A 23,747-nucleotide genomic window follows, 5' to 3' on the forward strand; every position below is an offset into this window, starting at 1 on the left:
GGACGAACCCTATGACAGCTTAAACTTCTCGGTGATTCGTGCCATTGCTTCCTCTACGTTTTCTCGACTGTTGAAGGCTGAAATGCGGAAGTAGCCTTCTCCTGCCGCACCAAAGCCTGAACCAGGAGTGCCGACAACGTTCACAGTGTGCAGCAGCTTATCAAAAAACTCCCAGCTAGTGAGATCGTTAGGAGTCTTAACCCAAACATAAGGAGCATTCACACCACCATACACTTGTATCCCTGCTGCGGTGAGTTGCTCCCGAATGATTCGAGCATTTTCCATGTAGAAGCTCACCAGTGCTTTGGTTTGAGCTTGCCCTTCGTCTGAGTAGACTGCCTCGGCTCCTCGCTGCACGATATAAGATACACCATTAAATTTAGTGGACTGGCGACGATTCCATAGCTTCCACAGATCTACATCTGAGCCATCGGCGGCTTTTGCGGTCAGAGCTTTGGGAACGACGGTAAAGGCACAGCGAGTTCCGGTAAAGCCTGCATTTTTGGAGAATGAGCGAAATTCGATCGCACATTCCCTCGCTCCCTCAATCTCGTAAATCGAGTGAGGAATATCAGGATCAGAGATAAAGGCTTCGTAGGCTGCGTCAAAGAAAATGATAGAACCGTTAGTTCTGGCGTAATCTACCCATGCCTGAAGGTGAGTTTTGCTGGCGATCGCCCCCGTCGGATTGTTTGGAAAACAGAGGTAAATCAAATCTACCTTTTCGGTTGGAATCTGTGCGGTAAAGTTGTTTTCAGCTGTGATCGGCAAATAGACTAGACCGCCATATTCCCCTGCCTCATTGACCTCTCCGGTGTGCCCTGCCATGACATTCGTATCGACATACACCGGATAAACTGGGTCAGTCACTGCAATCGAGTTGTTATTGCCAAAGATGTCGAGGATATTGCCACAGTCACACTTAGAACCATCGGAAATAAAAATTTCTGAGGCATCAATTTCACAGCCTCGTGACTGAAAATCCTGTGCAGCAATCTTTTCGCGCAACCAGGCATAGCCCTGTTCTGGACCGTAGCCTCGAAAGCTCTGGCGATCGCCCATGTCCTCGACCGCTTTAATCATGGCATCGCGACAGGCTGGGGGCAACGGTTCCGTTACATCACCAATTCCCAAACGAATAATTTTGGCATCAGGATTTGCCTCTGCAAAAGCATTGACCCGTCGTGCAATTTCTGGAAACAGGTAGCCTGCTTTCAGCTTGAGATAGTTGTCGTTAATAGTTGCCATAGTCTAGATCGCTACAAACACCGTTAAGATAGCTTACCAATTAAAGGTCTGCAGCAGAATCGGGGATTGGGGATTAGGGGTTGGGGATGTGCTGTCCATCATCTGCCGCAGAAATTGCTCTTGCTCTTGTAGCTTTGTCTCTGCTTGCTTGCGTTCAGAGTAGCAGCTTGCAGAATCTAGTTTGTCGCGCGAGTGGATCAAGGGCATTTCAACCTTTACGGGGTGTCCTTTCCTTTATAGCTCCAATTCTTAGAATTTTTAGAAACTGTACTATTACTATTCTTTGAAATTGAACCTGTTCAAATCAGGATAGGAGCGACACAATTTAGTAGATCGCAATTTCTAATTTGAATAACATAGCCTTGATACCGTTTCTACATAAGCTGCATATTTTGGAGCGTGCCCCGCGTACGCGGGGCACGCTCCAAAATATGCAGCCTTAAAGAGAATTGATATGAGCAAGTTTTTATTAGTTATTAATTGCTTATAAAAATGCTATTTTTGGCTTACTAGTTCTGTAAATTTTGCTGATTAGCTAACTGTATGAACGTTATTCATAGAAGCTATTGATTTGCTAGATTGAACACTTTTGAGTTGCTGTCTAAACTTGAATTGTTAACTAAAAAGCCAGGAAAAAAGCAATGAGATCCGTAATTAAGGCTAAGTTCCAATCATTTGAACAACCGCGTCAAAAGAACGTAATTCTACGTGCTATCCAGAAGTTTTGGGAGTTTTCCAACTTTTATGGTGAGTACAATTCACTCGATCCTTCACAAAGACGCAAGTTTGTTTTGGATAAAAATAATGAGGCTTCACATCGTTAGAAACTTTAGTGCTCCAAAAAAGGAAAAGGGAAAGGAATGAAAGCCAGCCAACGGCACTTGCCCTTTCTCTCCCTTTCCCCTTCAATTCAAAGTATTAGGTGTTAGAAGGTAAGGCGGCGATCGCTTCCATCATCCTCAAACTGTTGTTCTCCTTTGCCGACGACTTCTACAATCACCTGGCGCGATCGCGGTTGCCATTCTCCTTGACGGGCCGTGATTTCGACGATTGTTTGTGGTCCGTCACTGTGTACTCGATAGGTTGTGGTTGCCCAAGCTCCGGTGCGGTACTCAAATGAGTGACCATCATCTTCGTAGAGCGTCCATTCTCCTTCACCCGGATAAACTCGTAGCCGCAGTTCATCCATTGGGCGTTCATCCGTGTACTGCATCACGGGTGCCAGAGGAATAATTGCGCCTGCCCGAACAAATAGCGGCATTTTTTCTAAAGGAGCTTGAGCCAGAATGTGGTTTGCACCTTGGTACGTTTCTCCGCTCCACCAGTCGTACCACTCGCCTTCAGGCAGGTATACAAGTCGCTCCTCAACTCCAGGTCTATACACGGGTGCAGCCATTAGTGACGGCCCTAGCAATACCTGATCATAGAGGTTATAGGTTTTGGGATCGTTAGGAAAATGATAAAGCAGTGGACGCAAAATAGGTGCGCCTGTGCTGGCAGCTTCCCAGAATAGCGTGTAAAGGTAGGGCAGCAGCCGATAGCGCAGTTCGATGTATTCTCGACAAATTTTTTCGACGCGATCGCCAAATACCCAGGGTTCATGGCGAGCGCTGGCAGTCGTGGAGTGCGCCCGCATCATTGGATAAAGCATTCCTACCTGCATCCAACGGGCGAATAGCTCCGCCGTTGCGTTGCCTGCAAAGCCGCCAATGTCCTCTCCGACAAAAGCTACACCAGATAGTCCCAAGTTGCAGAGCGCTGGCAATGACATCTCCAGATATTCCCAGAGGGACTGGTTATCGCCTGTCCATACAGCAGACCAGCGCTGCACGCCTGCGTAGCCAGATCGGGTCAACACGAACGATCGCGCATTCGGACGTAGTCGCTCCAATCCCTCAGCGCAGGCCCGCGCCATCATTTGCCCATACAGGTTGTGTGCTTCTGCATGAGTAGTTTGCTCGTCAGCAGGTCCTTGAGGAGCGTCGAGCGGAAACCACATTTTCTTACCCGGATCTCCAAAGGGGCGATCGTTCATAGCGGGTTCGTTCATGTCGTTCCAGACGCCTGCAATGCCGACATCTGTCAGCTCCTTTTGCAGGTTGCCCCACCATTCGCGCACGTCAGGTCGCAAGAAGTCTGGAAAAACGGCACGACCGGGCCAGACATAGCCATGAAAAATTTTGCCCTCAGCCGTTCTCACGAAGTAGTCATGTTCTAAGCCTTCCTCAAACGGTAAGTAGTCGGCTTCCGTTTCCTCTTTTACACCTGGATCGACGATTGTGACGAACTTAAACCCATCCTGAGATAAATCCTTCACCATTGTTTTGGGGTCGGGAAAGCGCTTAGGACTCCAGGTAAACACGCGGTAACCGCGCATATAATCAATATCCAAGTGAATCACATCACAAGGAATTTGGCGTTTGCGGAACTCCTGAGCAAGCTGGCGCACTTCTTCTTCGGAGTCGTAGCTCCAGCGGCACTGGTGATAGCCCAATGACCACCGAGGCGGCATTGGCATTCGTCCAGTCAGTTGAGTGTAGGTTTGCAGGATCTGAGCCGGTTCAGGTCCATAGATGATGTAATAGTCCAGGTCTTTGCTCTGGCTCTGCATCTTCCAGACTCCATATTGCTCAGCACCAATGTCAAACTGGCTCCAGAAAGTGGTGTTGAAAAAGATGCCGTAGCCTAACTGAGGTCGCAATGCCATAAAAAATGGAATTGCCTGATACATCTCATCGGTGAGTGCCGTGTAGTCGAGTGAATCGGTTGTCCAGTTGGTGAGGCGATCGCTCCGTTTATCTAGCAGTCCTGTACGTTCACCAAAACCATAAAAGTGTTCATCTTCTGCGATTTGTTTCCAGTTAGCGCTCGCCCCTTGCCGCCAAGCCATGCCTGGTTCTGCATCCTGGGCGAAAACCCGTCCTGACTGGTCAAAACAGGTAATTTGAACTGGATTACGTCCAACGGTGACGCGGATTTGCTCCGTTTTTAGCTCTAGTGCTTCTGGAGTTTCCTGTAGCTCAAATGGCACCTGCTCCCATTCTTCATCTGCCACGGGTGTAGCCCACGATCGCCTGGGTGAAAACTCACCATTAGGTGCCATTCGCACCCGTACCAAGTTTGCTGCAAGAATGCTAATAATGACACGAGCATTGCCGCAATCTAGCTCTACACCTCGCTCGAATCGCTCAACTCTCTGTACTTCTCCAACAGTTGACCAGGGCTGTTCTGTAATGGGCATTTTGCCCCATATTTCTGGCATTCCAATTCTCCTAAATTGCGTCTAGCGAGTTAGCTTCAGTAAAAACGGCACTGGATTGAGGGGCAAGATCTACAATTTCTTTAAGAAGTCGCACTTAGGTTCTAGTCATCAGTGAGATGAGTGTCTTTAATGATTTTGGCGATCGCCTCCAGTGTCTCTGCTGACAGCTTTTTGCCGACTGCGCCTACATTTTCCTCAACCTGAGAAGGTTTGCTGGCTCCAATAATTACGCTGCTCAACTCTGAATTTCTCAAACACCAGGCTAAAGCCAATTGAGATAAACTCATTCCCTCTTGTTCCGCTAGAGGTACTAGTTTCTGAACCTGAGTGAGAAGCTGTTGATCGAGTTCTCCCCGGTTGAGGAATGCGTTTTGCTTCGGATCACTCGCCCTTGAACCCTCTGGTAGAGGTTGTCCTGGCTTATATTTGCCTGTGAGTAAGCCTTGTGCCAAAGGTGAGAAGTTGATGATACCAATTCCCTCACGTCCGCAAAGCGGCATCACTTCTTTCTCAATCTGTCGCTGAAGCATGTTGTATTGAGGTTGATTAGAGGCGATCGGGCTGAGTCCTGCTAGTCGTGTTAAGTCAGTGGCATGAGCAATTTGCCCTGCGCTCCATTCCGACACACCATAATACAGAATCTTGCCCTGCTTCACTAAGTGATCAAACGCCATCAGCGTCTCAGCTAAAGGCACAGATGTATCATAGCGATGAGCCTGGTAGAGATCGATGTATTCTACTCCTAACCGTTTTAAGCTGGCATCACACTGCTCTAAAATATGTTTGCGTGATAGCCCGCGATCGTTAGGACCATTACCCATTGGAAAGTAAACCTTCGTTGCCAACACATAAGAGTGACGCGGGTATTGTCCCAACACTTTACCAACGACCTTTTCGGCTTCTCCCTTAGCGTAAACATTTGCTGTATCAAAAAAATTAATGCCCAAATCATAAGCTCGCTCGATGCATGATCGCGCTACATCTTCTTCTGTTGCCGAACCGTATGTCAGCCAAGATCCCAAACACACCTCCGAAACCCGGATGCCGTGCTTGCCTAGATGCCGATATTCCACCTGTTTTCTCCTGCTAGAGTTAAGTTGCCGTAGGTTGAGTGGAGCAGAGCATAACCCAACACTCTGAGCTTGTTGCGGTACTACAAACCAAATCGCACCGCTTTTATGCCTTTTTTATGCCTTTAATAACGACTCTGCACCATCAATCCAAACTTCGGTGCCCGTAATGTGACTGGATAGATCTGAGGCTAGAAACATCACTAGTTGAGCAACCTGCTCAGAGGTGCCAGGTTTGCCGTCAGTCAACGGAATTTTACCTTCAGGAAATTCGACAGGTTCCTGGATATGTTCTAGATTTCGGCGGTCAGTGTTTTGATCAATGTTCGTTTCGATCGCCCCTGGACAAATCACATTTACCCGAATCTTATGTTTAGCCAGTTCTAAAGCCACCATTTTAGTGAAAGCAACCTGAGCCGCTTTGGAGCAGGAATAGGCTGTTGCGCCCGTGTTGCTAAAGATTCGAGTACCATTCACCGATGAGGTAATGACGACAGAACCGCCGCGCTGCTTGAGCAAAGGGACGGCATATTTTACAGTTAAGAAAGTACCTTTAAGATTAATGTCCAGCGTTTTATCCCAATCTTCAGGGGTTAACTCTTCCAGGGATGCCCAGACTCCGTTAATTCCTGCGTTGGCAAATACGATATCCAGTCTTCCCCACTGTTGCTCAATTTTTTGGATTGCCTGCTGCATCTGATCCGGTTGGGAAATATCTGCAACTACCGGGATAGCCTCACCACCCTTTGCCTGAATTTCTTCTACAGTCTGCTTTAACTCATCATCGCTGCGGCCCAGTGCTGCTACTTTTGCTCCTTCAGCAGCAAACAATAAAGAGGTCGCTTTGGCAATTCCAGAACCCGCTCCAGTGATCAGCGCTACTTTGTCGGCAAATTGCATATCTTTTCTCCATTTAGACAGACTCTAGAACCGTTTCTCCTGTACCCTAAGCGCTGAACTTTTGATCGTGAACCTATCTCTGGGTAGGTCTAGGGGTTACTAGCTGGGGCAATCGCCAAAAAAAGTTCATCCCAACATTTCTCTTTTCTCTTTTACTAAATTCCTTAAATTTTTAGCCCTCTAAGGAAGTCAAGATCTGCAAACCTCTGCATTGATATCGTTTAGTAATAGATATCATTCCTTTGATACATTAGAATCTATACCAATTGGCATATTCTCGTTACTATAGGACGAGGTGCAGACTGCATGTCCAAGATTTTGAGTAGATCGGTATTTCCTAATCTAAGAATGTATTCAAGTGCAGATAAGATGCCCCCATGTTTCAACTATCTCCACTTAGCAATGCCCTAGATTTGCTTTAGAGGAAAAACATAGCTTATGACTTCTGAAGCGATTGATCTTTCTAGGAAAGATTTCAGAAATTACAAAGAAGAATGCATACGTTTGCAGAAAGAGTTAGACCGCTATAAGCAGGAGTTTCATACCCTTGTAGAAAATTTGCCAGATGTGGTTTTCCGGCTTGACTGCAACTTACGCCACATTTTTATCAGTCCTGTTGTAGAGCGCATTACGGGTATACCCTGGCAAGATTTTTTGGGCAGAACAGGGCGTGAAGTTGGGCTGCCTGCTGAGATTTGCGATCGCTTTGAGGCAAAGTGTAATGAGGCGATCGCCACTCGTCAGGTGACGCAAGTAGAGTTCGATTTTGAGGGAAAGTATTATCAGTCGAGGATTATTCCTCAGCCTGCGTCCGATGGCTCAATTAGTTCAGTGATGGGTATCACCGAAGATATCACTGAGCGAAAACAGGCAGAAAATGCCCTGCGCGAAAGTGAAGCCTTGCTCACTGCACTGTTAAATAGTTCACCTGTAGCGATCGCCTTTTTGGACCAGAATTTGCGCTATGTTCACATCAACGAAGCTCTCGCTGCAATGAATGGCATTCCTGTTCGTGAACATTTAGGACGCACTGTAGAAGAAGTTCTCCCGGGTTGGGCACCCATATTCACCCCTGTTCTACAACAGGTGATGCAAAGCCGAGAACCTTTGCTCAATCAGGAGATCAACGGTGAGACTAACCCTCCTGGGCTGCTTCGTCATAGCCTGGTTGACTACTATCCTGTTTGCCTGCCCGATGGTCAACTTTTAGGAGTGGGTGTCAGCGCAATCGATATCACTCACCTTAAGCAAATTGAGGCAGAACTCCGGTTAGCGAATCAACGCTTTGAACTAGCAACAACTGCTGTCAATTGTCTGGTTTACGATTGGGATCTTGAGCGGGGAACGGTTGAGCGAAGCAATGGGCTGATACACATTCTGGGCTACTCTCCAGAGGAAGTTGAACTTACCAGTGAGTGGTGGTCAGCGCAAATCCACCCAGAAGATTTGCCCCGTGCTAATGCAGAATTTGCCGCAGCAGTCGCAAAGGGCGATCGCTACGCCATCGAGTGTCGAATTCGGCATAAAAACAACCAGTATGTTTATGTGCAGGATCAGGGGTTAGTTGTTTCTCGAAGCGCAAACGGGCAACCGACTCGCATAGTTGGCAGTACAACCGATATCAGCGATCGCAAGCGTAATGAAGCTGAGCGTTTGCAGGCAGAAGCAAAACTGCGTGAGAGCGAAAATCGCTATCGCACTTTGGCAAATGCTGTATCTCAGTTGATGTGGATTAATGAGCCAGACGGGAGGATTGAGTTTTTCAACGATCGCTGGAAAGAATACACAGGTGCAGCTTTAGAACTGGGTGTGGGTCTATGGCGCGAAGTCATTCACCCAGACGATTTTGAATCAACCCTGGCAACCCGGACGGAAGCAATTCAAGCTGGAGAAGCTTATGAAGTAGAGTGTCGCCTGAAGCGGTTTGACCAGACTTACCGGTGGCATTTAGCCCGTGTCGTGCCACTGAAGAATGACCAGGGAGACATTCTCTATTGGTTTGGCACTGCAACTGATATTGAAGAGATTAAGCAAGTCGAAGCAGGGCAGCGCTTTTTGGCTGAATCTAGTTCAGTATTAGCCACTTCTTTAGACTATCAAACCACGCTCACCAGTATTGCTCGTTCGGCAGTTCCCTTCTTGGCGGACTGTTGCTTTTTTGATGTAGTCACAGCAGATAATCAGATTCAGCGAGTTGCCTGTCATCATGTTGATCCGGAGAAACAGGCGTGGTTTGAGCAAGTCCGACAGTACATTCCACCTCACAAGTCTGAGCATCATCCGGTTGCTAAAGTGCTTTTGAGCGGTGATACAACTTTTATTCCCTATGTTTCTGATGAGTGGCTGCAGGCGATCGCACTCAACCCTGAACATCTCCAATTTATGCAAGACTATCAGCCTTGTTCAGTCATGGCTGTGCCGCTGACGGTTCATAACCAGAGGTTGGGGGTGCTGACGTTTTGCTTTACGGCTGCGTCAGGTCGGCACTACACTCAAGCTGATATTGCTTTAGCAGAGGAACTGGCTCACCGCGCGGCGTTGGCGTTGGACAATGCCAAACTTTATCAGCAGGCACAGGAGGCAAATCGGGTTAAAGATGAGTTTTTGGCAGTGCTTTCTCACGAGTTGCGATCGCCTCTCAATGCCATCCTAGGCTGGGCAAAACTGTTGCGATCGCGTCAGTTTAACGAAGCTACAACTACCTGTGCCTTGGAAACCATTGAGCGCAATGCCAGACTACAAACTCAACTGATCGAAGACCTGCTCGACATTTCGCGCATTCTTCAAGGTAAGTTTAGCCTCAATGTTTGTCCTGTGAATTTGGTCACCTGTATCGAAGCGGCAATCGAGACAATGCGTTTGGCAGCAGAAGCAAAATCAATTCACATTCAGTTTTCCTTTAGTCCATCAGTGGGGCTGGTGGCAGGTGACCCAAATCGTCTACAGCAGATTGTTTGGAACCTTTTATCCAATGCAATTAAGTTCACGCCAGCCGGAGGTCACGTTCACATTTGGCTAGAGGCGATTGGCTCTGAAGCACAGATTCAAGTTAGTGATACAGGCAAAGGAATTACGCCTGACTTCTTACCTTACATCTTTGATCACTTTCGTCAGGCAGATGCCTCAATCACCCGCAGCTATGGCGGTTTAGGATTGGGGTTAGCCATTGTGAGACAACTAGTGGAGTTACACGGTGGCAGTGTCTATGCAGAAAGTATGGGCGAGGGACAAGGCGCAACTTTTACCGTAAAACTGCCACTTTTAGCAGATGAGATGGAAAGGAAAGATGAGTTGGCTTCCAATCCTACTTCTCATTCTTCAATGCTTGCAGACAGAAGGATTTTAATTGTCGATGATGATCCGGATACTCGTGAGTTCTTTTCTTTTGTCATAGAAGACGCCGGTGCGATCGCCCTCACCGTCACTTCTGCGAGGGAAGCACTGGTTGCATTACCGCAATTTCAGCCCGATCTACTTATGAGTGATATTGGGATGCCGGAGGAAGACGGCTACAGCCTGTTACGGCAAGTTAGACAGCTATCCCCTGCTCAAGGTGGACTCATTCCGGCGATCGCCCTGACTGCTTATGCTAGCGAAGAAGACCGTAATCGAGCGCTAATTGCGGGCTATCAGGCTCACTTATCCAAACCGATTGAACCCGCAGTATTAGTTGAAGCGATCGCTCAATTACTCACTTCTCACTAAACTTCCCACTAACGTATTATCGCGCCTGTTCTTTTAACGCATTCACATAGTTCTGAATATCGTGATCCTTAAAGCGGCGAGAGAGAAAGTTAAGGCTAAAGCGGGGACCCAGTCTGTACTCTGTATCAACGTGCCGATAACCTTGCCAGGTTCTTGGAAGGGCAGGCACCATGTCCATTCCATAGATAAATCGGGAGCTATTAGGGACGCGACGATTAAAAGATTCTCTAAAGCCGTCGTTACCCACTCTGGGAGTACCAAACGTGTAAATGGCGATCGCTATATTTGGAAAATTGTATTGAATATCCACCGCGCAGAGAGTCGCCAGTGCACCACCCAGACTGTGTCCTGTAACAGTACAGTGAGTGACAGTACTTCGATCTTTTAAGTAGCGATGAATTTGTCCTCGCACAGATAAATAAGCCTCTGAGAATCCTCGATGCATTTTTGCCCCAGACTGGCTAGCGCCTTTGTAGGGGTAGACTTGTTCTCGTTCCTGAACAATTTCCCCTTCAATTACCTCCTGTCGAAATTCAACAACTTCTTGCTCAAAGTCCAGGTTTGTTTCCCAATCCAGCCGCTTTTCACTGCCGCGAAAAGTGACGTAAACAGATTCATTCGTAGCGTCTGACAGCATTGCAAACTGAGTATCAGTATCTGCTTGGTCGATTAAATCTGGCGTGATGTCGGGAAATCCACTAAAGCGAAGCTGGGAAAAATTTCTGTAGACTTCTTGCGAAAGAAGCGCACACTTGAGTGCCTCAGCATAGTCCATTCCTAAAATCTCCTCTTTAGTGAATTAGTGAAGCGTTATCGACCTTCTCAAACCGTCTAACCAGAGTTCAATGACTAATGAGCCAATCCAAAGCTGAGTATGGGTATGATTTACGGATATGAATCCCGTCTGTAGGGGCATTGCAATGCCCCTACAGACGGGATTCATATCAGAGACATGGGACGGCGCGATCGCCATCAAACATCCAAATTCTATCCGCTCAGCTTGAAAAAATCTGATAAAAAATGTGTCTATTTTTACTACGGTCAGTGGCTCTTCACAATCCCCTTAAGAGGGTCACAGATCGGCGCTTTCACAACCCATTTAGAATTGCTGCAGATGAGGAAACATATGAGGAGAAAAATTCTACAGGATTAAATCCAGCCGCCCACGCACCTGCAAAAGCGGCCGAAGCTGCGCCTGTAGACGCTGTCAAAAAGAGCCACCATGCTGCGGTTGCTGCTGCTTTTCGAGTCATTTCAAACTGCTGTTGAGTCTGGCGCTTCACAGTATCAATGCGCTCTTGTGCCGACCGCTGAATTGAATCAATTGGCTGCATTGCTTTTTCCCGCAGCTGAGTAGCCTGTGTAATTAAAGATTGATTTAAATTTGGCAGGCTAATGGATGAAGCGAGTAGTCCTTCAAGTGCTTGCTTAAAGTTAGTGTCGTTTGAGTCATTGTCTTTTGAGGAAGGTACATTTAGGGAAGGCAAATTATCGACTACAGTATCAACTACAGCATTGCCATCAACGGAATCCTTTACCTTGGCAAGCGCGATCGATAGAATCATGGGAGCGAGTCCAACCTCTTTGGGCAGTGACAGATCTGACTGCTGTAAAAGTTTGGGTAAGTGGGTCAAAACCTGATCAACGGTAGTATCCAAAGCCGATTGAAGCAGTTTTGTTGTAGTGGGCGATCGCTCCTCTGACGAAGGTGCTGCAATCGCGTCTGATTCCGAATCAGCAATCTCAGGTTCAGTCATTTCAGCGATCGATGATTCCTGCAAGAACTGTTGCCATGTTTGCTCAAGTTGGTCCAAGATACGTTGCTTTCGATTGTCACTCAGGTCTTCTCGCTGATCGAGGACTTGGGCGAGAGCGTCCAGATCAAGGGCAGGATTGCCAGCTAGTCCGTTAGCTGTGCCAGCTTGCAGCATTTTTTGGAGCTTGCGCTCAACTCGCTTGGGAGTCAAGCTTTTAGAACTGGCATCTTGTAAGTAGGTTGTGATCTGCTGCCAAAGTTCTGTAGTGGTCAGGTTGAGCGAACTGGGTTCTGCATCATTAGCTGCTGAAATAGACCGGGATAGGTGCGATGATGAACCCGCTTGAACCGATGGTAGAGGAATCGTCTGTAATTGTTCTTCGATCATTTGACGCAGATTCACGGTGTCGAGAGCAGCCTGCATTTCTTCTCGAATGCTGCTCAACATCTGTTCTTCGGTAATAGGTTCTGCTTTGTTGCCTGCTAGCGCATTGGCGATCGCTGCAACAATGCGTCGAAAGCCACCCGTTAGCGCATCTAAAATCACTCCAACTAATGAACTTACCGCAGTGGAGCTAAGCCATAACATTAATAGGAAGTAGGCTGACCAGATCACGATGCCTGCGATCGCCCCAGCAATGGGGTCACTAATCTGCCCAAATTTTGTAGCTAAAAAACAGGCTGCAAATAATACAGTATTGACTGTCAGAAAAACTCCAAAACCCGCTAACAGCCCTATTGTGGAAGAATTGGAGGAGCGATCATCCTCGTGAGCGCTTTCAGACGAACCAACTTTGAGTACAGAAATTCCCAGGGCAATTCCCAAAACGGTTAACAAAAGCTGGAATGCAAAAGCTGTGAGCAACCCGATCACCAATACCGTGAACAACTGTGCCCAAATCGGAGGAGCAGTAGAGTAAATAGGATTAATGGGTTGGCTTTGAAGCAACAGCCAACAAAATGAACTCAACAATTTTCCTGAGAGCACAAACACAGCACTACAGCCTCAGTTCATTACTGCCCAGCTTAGCGCTCAGGTGGCGAAAAGCCATCTAGCTAGAAGGAGATAAGTCTGAGTTGAATACGGTCTTTAGCAGCTCTATCTCAAAGCAGAAAGTTCAACCGTGTGATAGGCACCTTAGTGTAGAGCCCGACCTCAAAAAGATAAGTTAGATTGTAGAACTTAACGAAGAAAGTATGAGTTTAAGTTTGAATAATGGCTAAGAAAAAGTCAAAAGATAAGCAGAAGCTGACTAAACAAAAGGACAGCGGTGGTGAAAAAGGAACTTTAGGAGCTAGCTTGCGGCAGGCTGGTGCCGTTGCTGCATCAGCGATCGCGGCTGAAATTGTAGCGGCTACTGTTGATCGATTAGTTCAGAAAGCTTCTCAAGTAAAGAATGGAACGAGTGATTCTAAGGGTGCTGATCAGCATCTTGAACATTCCAAAGGTGCGATGGAGGGCGCCACGTCCAAGGTACAAGATGGGGTTCAGGCGGTAAAGCCGACTGTCAGAGACACGGCTGAGGCGGTAAAGAGTTCGCTTGGCGAGATTAGACCAACCCTAGCTGATGTAGTGGACTCGCTCAAAGAGGTAGCCCAAGAAATACTTCAGCGATCGCTGGCGATCGCCTCTCCCGCTGAGATGACGGTTGAAAGTGCTTTAGGCACCGCCAAAAACGTAATTGGGGCTATCAGCCAAACCGATTCCAAGAAGCCCGAAAAAAAGAGCAAGAAGAACAAGAAAAAAGCGTAAGCTCATTGCCATAAAGGGCGTATCAAAAACGGTAACTTGGCTCTCTTGCAATGCGGTTAGCTCTAATCTAGAGATTAATAGCTCCTCATGTACCAAGTACATACAACAGCAGCCCTCCAAGGCTGCTTTTTTTGTGGCGAATCATAGCGAGTAACTTACAACCCAACCGATTACCAGTCCAGTTAGGGAAACCAGGGTCAAAATGAATAGGGATTGTGCTCGACTAAAGCCACGGTTTTGCAAGTCTAATCGAGCTAAAACTTCGGCTGCAATAACGGTAATGAGATAGCCAAAGACATGAGCCCAAACCAAAACAGTTGTGGCCAAAAAAGCAAGACTGAGGACAGTAGTGAAATAGCCCGTATCAGAGCTTAACCATCTGCCAACCATTGCCTTAAACCCTTGAGCGAAAGTCGTTAGCAATAGCGCTTGCAGTACAGCAAACCCAATAACACAAACCCAGACCACCCAGGTAATCGTGAGATGGTAAACATACCAGCTAAAAGTGCTGTAAGCAGCTAGTAAAAGACTAAGAGACAACCAGGGAAGGAACTTATTGGCGGTTGGCTTCGCGTTATAGGTCATTAGTGGCTGACTACGGAGTAAGAAGTACGCGATCGCAATGAGTCATATTACCTATAGATTAGTAGAAATTGCCTGAACTGGACAAGTCGGAACACACTGTTCACAGACGATACAGCGCGATCGCGTAAAATTAAGCCGAAAAGTTTGGGGATCAAGACTGAGAGCTTCCGTGGGACAAATTCCAGTACACAAACCGCAGTGAACACAGACCTCCTCGTCAATCAAAATTTCTCGACTCGCTAGAGAGATGCCAATATCCTGCGATCGCATCCAGTCCATTGCAGCATCCAGTTGATCGATATCGCCGGATAGCTCTACAACAAGGGTACCAATCTGATTGGGTGCTACCTGCGCTCGAATAATATTTGCAGCAACGTTAAAATCTTTTGCCAACCGATAGGTCACGGGCATGTGAACAGAGCGTTTTGGAAAGGTAAGCGTCACGCGTTTTTTCACAGTCCAGAGCCTTTTGTTAAGTTCGGTTACACTAAAATCAGTGCAAGCTAGATACATTCTCCTAGATTGTAGAAGTTGCAGAAAAAAGCTGTGTAGAAAGGGTAGGTAGGTGGTATGTAGGCAGGAAAAACAGCTTTCCCACCTATTACTAATTACCTACCAGCTGTACAAGAACCCAAATGCCTATGACTGGAAATTCATCTGATTCTTCCAATGAAGCCTCGTTTCAGGCTACCTCTGCTTTTGCTGCCCGCATCAGAAATTTGCTCATTGTGCTGGTGGCAGTGGTGCTAAGTTCAGCGTTATTCTTTGGTTTGCGGTCTGAAACGCCGACCGGAACACTCGAAGACTTGGCAGAGCAGTCTACCCCACTGGAAGTTGCTTTAACCAGCGGCAAACCAACGCTGATGGAGTTCTACGCGAACTGGTGTACAAGCTGTCAGGCAATGGCTCCTGATATTGCTGAAATTGAGCAGCAGTATGGCGATCGCGTTAATTTCGTGATGCTCAACGTAGATAACAGCAAATGGCTCCCCGAAATGCTGCACTATCGGGTAGACGGCATTCCCCACTTTGTATTCTTGGATAATGCTGGGGAGGCGATCGCCAGCACCATTGGCGAACAGCCGCACACGATCATGACCGATAACCTGGACGCGCTGATTGCAGGAGTGCCGCTGCCCCATGCCAAAGCGACGGGGCGAACTTCTGAAGTCAATACCGTTGCTATGCCGAAAGCAAATGTTGACGACCCACGCAGTCACGGCAGTCAGGTCGTTGTTCAGTAGAGATTTGGAATTGCCAAACTCCTGCTCAAATCCGGTACTGATTAAGTTCTATTTCCGTCAATTTAAAACAACTCACTGGTATTTTTCTCATGGCATCAACCGATCGTAAGAAACGAGTGATGGAGCATCTTGCTCGTAGCACAGGCGACTTTATTAAACCTACTGTTCGTCTAACGGATCAGCGTAAACAGCAAATTATGGATCACATCCGCAGAACCAAAGGCTAATGAGATAGCTGATTGACAAAATGTTGAACTAACGAGACAGCAGGCTAACAAGACAGTGAACTAACGAGACAGTTTGAAATGATAATTTATGTTTTCTAGCAACGATAGTTCACGATTTTTACTAGAGATCTTCGCTAGTCTGAAAGAGAAGCCAGAACTCTAAGGAAGGTCTATGACTGCTGTCTCTATCACCAAATTCAAGCAACCTAAATGGCAAGCGATCGCTGTTTTTACCCTGGCTTTTTGGTTAAGTAGCAGCCTGATTCTAGATTTGGTGATCATGCCAGGAATGTATGCAGGTGGCATGATGACTCAGTCTAGCTTTGCATCGGCTGGTTACTCCATTTTCTGGGTCTTTAATCGAATCGAGCTACTGTGCGCTGCCCTGGTACTAACGGGTGTCCTGGTACTTTACAACGTCCAAGCTGACTCAAGCCGCAATCGCCGCCTGACGCTGATCCTGTCCGGTTTGCTGCTCGCGATCGCTCTTGCTTACACCTACGCACTAGCGCCAACCATGAGCACCTTAGGGCTTCAACTCAATTTGTTTGAGCCTGCTGCGGCAATTCCTGCGGCAATGGATCAAATGCACTGGGGCTATTGGACTCTCGAACTGACCAAGCTTGCTGCGGCTGGAACGCTGCTCACCTCCCTCTATCGCAACCCAGCATAAAATTTAGTTACTTCCTTCCCAGCCAAAGATTAGGTATTAAAAGATCAGGGATGCACCCCCGCGTCGTGGGGGTGCATCCCTGATCTTTTAGTGGGAAAGGAGTAAAACGACAAAACAGGAGGCTTGTCCTCCTGTTTTGTCGTTTTAGCAAAACCCAGTTTTTAAGCCTCTTCAGATTGGGTTGAATCTGCCTCAAACCAGAGTAGGCGAATTGCCGTAACTGCAAACCCAATCGCCGCGATCGCCTTAACCCAACGAGTTGGCAAGATTTGGGAAACTCCTTCCCCAAGCATTACGCCCAAAAAGCTAGCCAACAAGAGTGCCGATGCTGCTCCTAAGAAGACAGCCCGCAGAGATTTAGAATTGCCGCTGAGGGCGATCGCCGCTAGTTGGCTTTTGTCTCCAAGCTCTGACAAGAAAACAGTCGCAAAGCTGAGTCCAAGTAAATTCCAGTCCATAATCCTATCAAGCGCTAATTACATCCCACAGCAGTAACACCGAAACGAGCAGCAAAATGGTGCCCGTTGCCGTTTCCAGCACCTTGGGCGAAACTCGCGATGACAGCCATCGACCCAGCAGTACGCCCAGCAAACTCGTGGAAATCAAAGCTGCTCCCGAGCCCATAAAAACAACCCAGGGAGAATTAGACTCTGCGCTCATTAGCAACGTCGTTAACTGAGTTTTGTCTCCTAACTCCGCTACAAAAATCGTAAAGAAGGTCGAAAAGAAAATCTCAATTTCCTGACGACGGGACAGTTGCTTGGATGGAATGGAGGCTTGAGGATTTTCTAGGTCATTCTCAATCAGGTCTTCAGGGAGATTAAGGGGAGGATTCGGCAGCCGCTCGGTCAGCTCCAATTCAGAAATCAACAAGCCAGGCGCAGGAGAAGAAAGTTTCACGGGCGATCGCTTTAGGGATTTTTCATATTCCTTTCATTTTATTCCTGACCCTGCCTGAAAGATCAACCCCTACCGCTAAAGCTTACAAAATCATTAACTCTAATTCTGATTAGAGCGTGACTAGGGCGAACAGCAGTTCGCTCTTATAAGGTGTAAAATTTCCCCGAAACTTGCTTAAATTCCAACTTCCTGGTCAAATCGCAGCATCTCTAGACTGCGATCGCCATACACTCCTTCAATCTGCTCACGACAGCAGTCAATTGCAAAATCGCTCAGTTCTTCCGACTCAATCCCGTACATATCCTGAAAAATCTCCGGCTCAACCCGACAAAAGCGGGGGCGATCGTCATAAATGTTGCACTTTCGAGTGGTATGGTCAAAGTTGACACACCATCCTTCTTCCCCGACCATGCTGAGATATAGCTCTAGCTCAATGGGTGAGAGATATAGCTCCAAGCCGGGGCGATCGCTCGGATCAAGATTACAGCAGGCTCCGCACTGCTGCACACAACGCCAGGTTGCCATAGTTTTAACTAGACCAAAAATCGTTCACTTCCTGAGCTTAGCGATTTTTGTTACCTGTCGGACTCGCTTCTCCATTGAAACAACCTCAAGCTTTTTGGAATTTTGTAAAGTTCCTTAAAATATGAGGACGCAGAACGGGTAGAATATCGGTTGTGTTTTCAGTTTAGAAAATAAACTTATTAGGTTTACTTGGGAGGATCAATGGAGGCTCTGACTAGCGTTTTTAATGGCGTTAACTGGGAAGCAATCGTACAGCTCACGCTGGTAGCAATGATTATGATCTCTGGACCTGTTGTGATTTTTCTTCTGGCATTCCGGGGCGGCGACCTCTAGATCACTCGGCTTTCAAAAGAAGTCAGCACCAGCTACAAGGATTAAAGTCCCTCCACCACTTCAGGAAAAAGCGTGGCGTAGGGCGATCGCGGTTTAACAATTCGCAATCTTAGAGGCACTACATCCTATACAGGTGTGGTGCTTTTTTAAGGAAATTTTCCATTTGTACAGATCAATCTCAGTCAAGAGTGAAGCTACTTAATCTGCCGCAGGAAATCGTATCCATCTCGTCAATGTTTTTAAGTCTTTTCGCTGATCTTCAACGCTATTATTTGTACTATCAATGAGCTTGTCGTACGCAATAGTTTCTCTGGAACGTATTGCAGATTTGTAGTTAAGTTTAGAAATATGCTTGAGAAATTGATCAGGTAGCTTTCTCCCAAAATTTGATCAGCCAGAACTTGATCAAGTGCCAGCAGGAGTGCGTTTGTCGATTTTTTGTACACCCATTGCGATCGCCTTCTTGGAGTTAAAAACTATCAACAATCCTGCATTGTTGCTGAGGCAAATAGGTCGTAGAAGTTATACCCTGTTAAAATTTAACTCCTACAACCCGGTCTAGAATTGCAGCAGAACATGTTTTTGACTCGAAATGATAAGATTGCGGTGATTAGACTTGAGGATTTGTTGTGATCCGCTCTGCAACTCTGACCCTTCAGCCTCCTCTACCTCCCGTCGCGGACAATAGCCGTCTGAGGCTTTTTTCGGGTTCCGCTAATGTGCCCTTAGCCCAAGAGGTAGCTCGTTACCTCGGCATGGATTTGGGCCCGATGGTTCGCAAGCGATTTGCGGATGGAGAACTCTACGTCCAAATTCAAGAATCCATTCGTGGCTGTGATGTTTACCTGATGCAGCCAACCTGCTGTCCGGTAAACGACCACCTAATGGAACTGCTGATTATGGTGGATGCCTGTCGGCGGGCATCAGCCCGGCAAATAACAGCAGTTATTCCTTACTATGGCTACGCCAGAGCCGATCGCAAAACCGCTGGACGAGAATCGATCACAGCAAAACTGGTTGCCAACCTGATTACTCAAGCAGGCGCAGGACGCATTCTAGCAATGGATCTGCACTCCGCTCAGATTCAGGGCTATTTTGACATTCCTTTTGATCACGTATACGGTTCACCCGTGCTGCTGGACTATTTGGCAAGCAAGCAGCTTCCTGATTTGGTTGTCGTCTCCCCAGACGTAGGTGGAGTCGCTCGGGCCAGAGCTTTTGCCAAAAAGCTGAATGATGCCCCTCTGGCAATTATTGACAAGCGTCGTCAGGCTCACAACGTTGCCGAAGTAATGAATCTAATCGGCGATGTCGCTGGGAAAACGGCTGTTTTGGTCGATGATATGATCGACACAGGCGGAACAATCAGTGAAGGAGCTAGGCTCTTACGAGCACAAGGCGCACGTCAGGTTTATGCCTGTGCGACTCATGCCGTGTTTTCGCCTCCTGCGGTTGAGCGATTGTCGAGCGGAGTCTTTGAGGAAGTGATTGTAACCAATACAATTCCTGTCCCTGAAGAAAATCGCTTTAAGCAGCTTACTGTCCTATCTGTGGCAAATCTGCTGGGTGAAACCATCTGGCGGATTCACGAAGATAGCTCTGTAAGCAGCATGTTCCGCTAAAGCTAGGCTGCTCTCACCTCAAACTTCTCACTGCTGATCTCGTCCCCAGGTTTTACCTGGGGATGCTTATACCGAAGCTCTGCCTCGTGAAAAGTGAGGAGGCAGAGCCTCTAGGCGCTACTAGATAGAACCTGGCAATGAGAAAGTGGAGGAAAGCTTGACTTCATCGCCAAGTTTGATGGTTTTGCCTGCTTCCGATGCTGCAACCCGCGTGTTTACAGTTAGCTTGAAGAAGTGATTGAAGCGCTGAGGGACAGCCCATTCAGGCAAAGTTCCCTGGCGTTTAGTGATAAAAGTCTTTTGAAAGTTGGGGTAGCGATCGCCCTTCAACGAGTCTCGCGTAGGCACCACACAGCGCTGACAAGGATTACTCCCGTTTAGCACCACATCACCAATCTGAAACGGCACAAGCTGTCCTGCCTCGCCAAACAGTTGGTCTTCCCAAAATGCTGGAACATCATCGATTTCGAGGTTGGTACGAAATCGACGACGCACTTCTTCTAGACTCAGTTCGGGAAACCAGGAGGTGATCGCCTCTAATGTCGCAGTACTCACCACTGTCGGGCCGCTAGCATCAGGATCATCGGGGAAACCCATGTGAAGGTCTTGTTTTAGCTCAACCGTGTAGCCAAAGAAGTCACTTAACCAAGCTGAGAGTGCCTGTCGCTCGTCGTCCAGATGAAATTTCTGGGACTGGGCGCTGTCTTGATTGGTCATTGTCACCATTCTGGCAGGCAGATCAAACACTGATCTCAATCGATGAATTTTGTCGGTGCGCTTGCCGTTAACAAATTCTCCATGCTGATCGACGATCGCAAACTCACGGTCGTGGGCGATCGCTCCTCCCTTCAAGAAAGTTGCCTGTGTCATCTCCAGACCATCCAGCGATTTGATTGGAAAAATGGTGATGTGCTTCAGGTAAGGCATGGTTTTAGGAATCAGCCGAGAGACTGCTGCAAAAACAAACTGGCAACGAAGCTAACCAAAATCGCATTGTATACGGCGTGGTCGGCAGTGCTAGCCATCACGCCCGCCTCTCGTGCTTGAAGTGGATCGGCGGTTTTGCGTAGCTGGCGATCGTGGACATACTTATAGCGACAGGCAAATAAAAAACCCGGTACGATTAGTACAAACCCACCTAAAATCGGAATTCCAGCTAACAAATGAACCAAGCCAAATTGGGTGGAGCGAATCAGAATTTGCTTCCAGGTATTGGCACCTTGACGGAAGATTAGCTCTTCTAGCTTTGCCCAGAAGGGAATTCCTAGAAGCAACAATAACCAAAATCCAATAATAAAGAGTGAGCTATAGTTAAAGCCAGTAGTTGCCTGGTTCTCGGTAATTTGCGTTCCTAAAGATTGGAGATTTAAAGTCAAAGCTGAGGCGAACTGTAGGGCGATTGCCCCCACTAAATTACTAATTGGAGCAGTTAGATCGCTGATTTCAGTAACAGCAGAACTGAACAAATTAAACGGCTGGAAAATAATATTTCCTGGTTGCCCAAACACCAGGTTTGCCCAGCCCCAACGCATAAAGGGTGGTGCAAAGTAATCGGCGATCGAATACGTCCCAAGTGTAATTACAATAATTGCCGCTGCACGAAAGTAGGTTAAGATGCCGCTTTGGAAATAGGCTTTCCAAACTAGTTCTAACTTAGATTTGTTTTTCCATAAGTCGGCAATCAGCAAAGCGATGATTACGCCGGAAAATAGGGTCGGAACTACTTGCCGAACGGTATCTGCCCAGTCTCCCTGGCTTTGAGATAGGAGAAGAATGAGACCTACAAAAAAGAGCAGGCGATATTTGAGGAAATGAATCACCGTACCAAAATCGTGCAGCAGCTTTCCTCGACTCGCTGGACGGGTGGCATAGGCAAAAAATTGACCCGATAAAACTAAACCGATCAGTTTGTACAGCGCTGCCGGATAGGAACGGGGCTGAAGCTCTAACGCTTTTTCAAAATTAGCGATCGCCCGCTCAAATTGCCCCAGCTTAAGCAACACATAGCCCCAGCTCACCCAGGCGCTAGAGTGCCAAACCTCACGACGAATTGGTGCCTCACTCAACGCTTGCTCAAAGCTGGCGATCGCCTCTGTCTCTTTCCCCAACCGCAACAGCGCCACGCCACGGTTAAACCAGACTCGATTAAACCCAGGCTGAAGTTCCAACGCCTTGTCAAAGTCGGCTAGCGCCTGCTGATCTCGATGCGCCATTAGCAAGACTGCTCCTCGACTGCTCCAGGTTTCCTCGGATTTGGGTTCCAGTTCTACTGCCAGGTTGCAGCTTGCTAATGCCTGTTTCGTCCGTCCCATCATCATCAGCGTCAGACCTCTGCCAGATAGCGCTTTGGGGTGATCAGGCTGAAGGGTCAGCGCTTTTTCATAGCTTTCCAGCGCTTTGACATGGCGAGAGAGATTTCGCAAAGCGTTGCCGCGATCGCTCCAAAGTTGGGCACTGGGATTTACACTCACTCCAATTGCCTGGTCGTAGGCAGCAAGTGCTTGTCGATAGCGTCCCAAATTTTCCAATGCCACAGCCCGATAGTGATGAGTCTCAGCATCATCGGGTTGAAGCTGCAATGCCTGCTCGTAGCTGGCGATCGCCTGCTCATAGTGTCCCGCCTGCATTAATAGCAACCCTTCCCGACAGAGCAGCTTTAGCCGTTCCTGACTAGAACTGGTGCGTTTCAGCCTTTGGCGGCACTGCTCCAGCGAAAATGGCACCCCATCATCAGCGGCGAAATTTGAGCTTGCATTCATAAGGGTTGGATCAATCGAAAACGCTTGAAGTTGAGAGGCTAGGAATTGGGACAACTTTACGTCATGCTAGAAACCGTCTGTCTTTTCGCAGAAGCTTTTCACAGGAGGGTTTGCAATGACTACAGGACTTGATCCCGTTAAGTTGATGAAACAGCAGGTGGGCAAAGCTGCCGCCGATCGTGTGCAGTCGGGTTCCATTGTGGGGTTAGGCACGGGGTCAACTACTGCCTTTGCAATTCAACATTTAGGCGATCGCCTAAAATCTGGCGACTTGAAGGATATTAAAGGCATTCCTACCTCTTTTCAGGCATCCGTTCTAGCAAAACAGTATGGCATTCCTTTAACCACCCTGGACGAAATTGACCAAATTGATATCGCCATTGATGGCGCGGACGAGGTCGATCCGCAAAAGAATCTAATCAAAGGTGGCGGCGCAGCTCACACCCGCGAAAAAGTGGTGGATTCGTTAGCAAAGCTGTTTATCGTCGTGGTAGACAGTTCCAAGCTGGTCGATCGCCTTGGCTCTACCTTTGCGCTGCCTGTAGAAGTGCTGCCGATGGCAATTACTCCTGTCACCAAAGCAATCGAAGCGCTGGGCGGCAAACCAGAATTGCGGATGGGCGTAAAGAAAGACGGCCCGGTCATCACTGATCAGGGCAACATGGTGCTGGATGTGACGTTTGAAGCGATTGCCGACCCTGCGGAACTGGAAAAGACGCTAAACAACATTCCTGGTGTGCTGGAGAATGGGCTATTTGTTGGCGTAACTGATGTGGTTTTGATTGGTGAAGTCAAAGACGGAGAGGCGAGCGTGCGGGAAATGGAGTAACCGCATCCTGAGCAACTTACTTAGACAGCAATCTAGCAATTTGACCTCAAAGTAGGGTGCTGTTAGCGCAGCGTAACGCACCGAGCAATCAGCAACGTGCGTTATGGCAATACCTGATGCACTCCATGCCTGATGTTAGGACAGATAAGCTTTGCTTGACTCGTCCTATGGCTCAGGGTTTGGCTGCTCAGCGGGTATGTAAATAGATCTGTGTCAAAGATCTAAATTTAGAGAGGAAAGCGGTCATCATACATAATTGCAAACTGATTTAGAGCAGGTCTCCAGTCTCGAATCGGCATCGTCCATTTTTTGGAAATATTCTGGATGGCTAGGTAAATGACTTTGAAGGCTGATTC

22 protein-coding genes and 1 pseudogene are annotated in these 23,747 nt (G+C 47.6%); 8 read left to right on the forward strand and 15 right to left on the reverse strand.

Annotation, left to right across the window (positions count from 1 at the left end):
- Nucleotides 1-9: 9 nt before the first annotated feature.
- The 5 genes from H6G00_RS18615 to H6G00_RS18635 all read right to left on the reverse strand — a co-directional run bounded on the left by H6G00_RS18615 (nucleotide 10) and on the right by H6G00_RS18635 (nucleotide 6,480).
- Nucleotides 10-1,248 (reverse strand): LL-diaminopimelate aminotransferase, encoded by a 1,239-nt coding sequence (locus tag H6G00_RS18615; protein WP_190645660.1) that lies wholly within the window; start codon nucleotides 1,246-1,248, stop codon nucleotides 10-12.
- 33 nt (nucleotides 1,249-1,281) lie between these two features.
- Nucleotides 1,282-1,455 (reverse strand): hypothetical protein, encoded by a 174-nt coding sequence (locus H6G00_RS18620; protein WP_190645659.1) that lies wholly within the window; start codon nucleotides 1,453-1,455, stop codon nucleotides 1,282-1,284.
- Nucleotides 1,456-2,173: 718 nt separating this feature from the next.
- Nucleotides 2,174-4,510 (reverse strand): TIM-barrel domain-containing protein, encoded by a 2,337-nt coding sequence (locus tag H6G00_RS18625; RefSeq protein ID WP_190797891.1) that lies wholly within the window; start codon nucleotides 4,508-4,510, stop codon nucleotides 2,174-2,176.
- 101 nt (nucleotides 4,511-4,611) lie between these two features.
- On the reverse strand, nucleotides 4,612-5,583 hold the full coding sequence (locus tag H6G00_RS18630) for an aldo/keto reductase (RefSeq protein ID WP_190797892.1): 972 nt from the start codon (nucleotides 5,581-5,583) through the stop codon (nucleotides 4,612-4,614).
- Between the two features lie 114 nt (nucleotides 5,584-5,697).
- The gene (locus H6G00_RS18635) at nucleotides 5,698-6,480 is read right to left on the reverse strand and encodes an SDR family NAD(P)-dependent oxidoreductase (RefSeq protein WP_190797893.1); all 783 of its coding nucleotides are present in this window, start codon (nucleotides 6,478-6,480) and stop codon (nucleotides 5,698-5,700) included.
- A gap of 504 nt (nucleotides 6,481-6,984) precedes the next feature.
- Between H6G00_RS18635 and H6G00_RS18640 the strand changes: the two genes are divergently transcribed.
- A complete protein-coding gene (locus H6G00_RS18640) occupies nucleotides 6,985-10,185 on the forward strand; it encodes a PAS domain S-box protein (RefSeq protein ID WP_190797894.1) in 3,201 nt (1,066 codons plus the stop codon).
- Between the two features lie 16 nt (nucleotides 10,186-10,201).
- Here H6G00_RS18640 and H6G00_RS18645 read toward each other — a convergent pair whose 3' ends face one another.
- Both H6G00_RS18645 and H6G00_RS18650 read right to left on the reverse strand, forming a co-directional pair.
- On the reverse strand, nucleotides 10,202-10,960 hold the full coding sequence (locus tag H6G00_RS18645; RefSeq protein ID WP_190797895.1) for a lipase family protein: 759 nt from the start codon (nucleotides 10,958-10,960) through the stop codon (nucleotides 10,202-10,204).
- 313 nt (nucleotides 10,961-11,273) lie between these two features.
- A complete protein-coding gene (locus H6G00_RS18650) occupies nucleotides 11,274-12,911 on the reverse strand; it encodes a hypothetical protein (RefSeq protein ID WP_190797896.1) in 1,638 nt (545 codons plus the stop codon).
- Nucleotides 12,912-13,157: 246 nt separating this feature from the next.
- Between H6G00_RS18650 and H6G00_RS18655 the strand changes: the two genes are divergently transcribed.
- Nucleotides 13,158-13,694, forward strand: a complete 537-nt coding sequence (locus H6G00_RS18655; protein WP_190797897.1) for a hypothetical protein — start codon at nucleotides 13,158-13,160, stop codon at nucleotides 13,692-13,694.
- 141 nt (nucleotides 13,695-13,835) lie between these two features.
- Here H6G00_RS18655 and H6G00_RS18660 read toward each other — a convergent pair whose 3' ends face one another.
- A complete protein-coding gene (locus H6G00_RS18660; protein ID WP_190797898.1) occupies nucleotides 13,836-14,279 on the reverse strand; it encodes a hypothetical protein in 444 nt (147 codons plus the stop codon).
- 51 nt (nucleotides 14,280-14,330) lie between these two features.
- Nucleotides 14,331-14,735: an NIL domain-containing protein gene (locus H6G00_RS18665; protein ID WP_190645650.1), complete on the reverse strand. Its 405-nt coding sequence runs from the start codon at nucleotides 14,733-14,735 to the stop codon at nucleotides 14,331-14,333.
- Nucleotides 14,736-14,920: 185 nt separating this feature from the next.
- Here H6G00_RS18665 and H6G00_RS18670 point away from each other — a divergent pair, with 185 nt between their 5' ends.
- From H6G00_RS18670 to H6G00_RS18680, 3 genes are all read left to right on the forward strand, one after another.
- Nucleotides 14,921-15,523: a thioredoxin family protein gene (locus H6G00_RS18670; protein WP_190797899.1), complete on the forward strand. Its 603-nt coding sequence runs from the start codon at nucleotides 14,921-14,923 to the stop codon at nucleotides 15,521-15,523.
- An 89-nt stretch (nucleotides 15,524-15,612) separates the two neighbouring features.
- Nucleotides 15,613-15,750 carry a hypothetical protein gene (locus H6G00_RS18675; protein ID WP_190645648.1) on the forward strand — a complete coding sequence of 46 codons (138 nt, stop codon included), beginning with the start codon at nucleotides 15,613-15,615 and terminating at the stop codon, nucleotides 15,748-15,750.
- Between the two features lie 172 nt (nucleotides 15,751-15,922).
- A complete protein-coding gene (locus tag H6G00_RS18680) occupies nucleotides 15,923-16,423 on the forward strand; it encodes a DUF4149 domain-containing protein (protein ID WP_190645647.1) in 501 nt (166 codons plus the stop codon).
- A gap of 161 nt (nucleotides 16,424-16,584) precedes the next feature.
- Here H6G00_RS18680 and H6G00_RS18685 read toward each other — a convergent pair whose 3' ends face one another.
- From H6G00_RS18685 to H6G00_RS18695, 3 genes are all read right to left on the reverse strand, one after another.
- Complete coding sequence (locus H6G00_RS18685; RefSeq protein WP_190797900.1) at nucleotides 16,585-16,881, reverse strand: TMEM165/GDT1 family protein; 297 nt, start codon at nucleotides 16,879-16,881, stop codon at nucleotides 16,585-16,587.
- A gap of 7 nt (nucleotides 16,882-16,888) precedes the next feature.
- A complete protein-coding gene (locus H6G00_RS18690; RefSeq protein ID WP_347278200.1) occupies nucleotides 16,889-17,194 on the reverse strand; it encodes a TMEM165/GDT1 family protein in 306 nt (101 codons plus the stop codon).
- 303 nt (nucleotides 17,195-17,497) lie between these two features.
- Entirely contained in the window at nucleotides 17,498-17,848 is a 351-nt protein-coding gene (locus H6G00_RS18695) for a YkgJ family cysteine cluster protein (RefSeq protein WP_190797902.1), read from the reverse strand.
- 201 nt (nucleotides 17,849-18,049) lie between these two features.
- Between H6G00_RS18695 and H6G00_RS18700 the strand changes: the two genes are divergently transcribed.
- Both H6G00_RS18700 and H6G00_RS18705 read left to right on the forward strand, forming a co-directional pair.
- Nucleotides 18,050-18,181: a photosystem II reaction center protein Ycf12 gene (locus H6G00_RS18700; RefSeq protein ID WP_190645643.1), complete on the forward strand. Its 132-nt coding sequence runs from the start codon at nucleotides 18,050-18,052 to the stop codon at nucleotides 18,179-18,181.
- Between the two features lie 629 nt (nucleotides 18,182-18,810).
- Nucleotides 18,811-19,803: a ribose-phosphate pyrophosphokinase gene (locus tag H6G00_RS18705; RefSeq protein ID WP_347277316.1), complete on the forward strand. Its 993-nt coding sequence runs from the start codon at nucleotides 18,811-18,813 to the stop codon at nucleotides 19,801-19,803.
- A 120-nt stretch (nucleotides 19,804-19,923) separates the two neighbouring features.
- Here the strand turns inward: H6G00_RS18705 and H6G00_RS18710 are convergent, their stop codons facing one another.
- Complete coding sequence (locus H6G00_RS18710) at nucleotides 19,924-20,730, reverse strand: MOSC N-terminal beta barrel domain-containing protein (RefSeq protein ID WP_190797903.1); 807 nt, start codon at nucleotides 20,728-20,730, stop codon at nucleotides 19,924-19,926.
- 11 nt (nucleotides 20,731-20,741) lie between these two features.
- A complete protein-coding gene (locus H6G00_RS18715; RefSeq protein ID WP_190797904.1) occupies nucleotides 20,742-22,562 on the reverse strand; it encodes a tetratricopeptide repeat protein in 1,821 nt (606 codons plus the stop codon).
- Nucleotides 22,563-22,677: 115 nt separating this feature from the next.
- Between H6G00_RS18715 and rpiA the strand changes: the two genes are divergently transcribed.
- Nucleotides 22,678-23,391 carry a ribose-5-phosphate isomerase RpiA gene (gene rpiA, locus H6G00_RS18720; protein ID WP_190683466.1) on the forward strand — a complete coding sequence of 238 codons (714 nt, stop codon included), beginning with the start codon at nucleotides 22,678-22,680 and terminating at the stop codon, nucleotides 23,389-23,391.
- A 227-nt stretch (nucleotides 23,392-23,618) separates the two neighbouring features.
- Here the strand turns inward: rpiA and H6G00_RS35540 are convergent.
- Nucleotides 23,619-23,747, reverse strand: a pseudogene (locus H6G00_RS35540) (IS256 family transposase); the annotation flags it as partial.

It is taken from the genome of Leptolyngbya sp. FACHB-541 (assembly GCF_014695875.1).
Taxonomy (GTDB): domain Bacteria; phylum Cyanobacteriota; class Cyanobacteriia; order Elainellales; family Elainellaceae; genus JAAUTN01.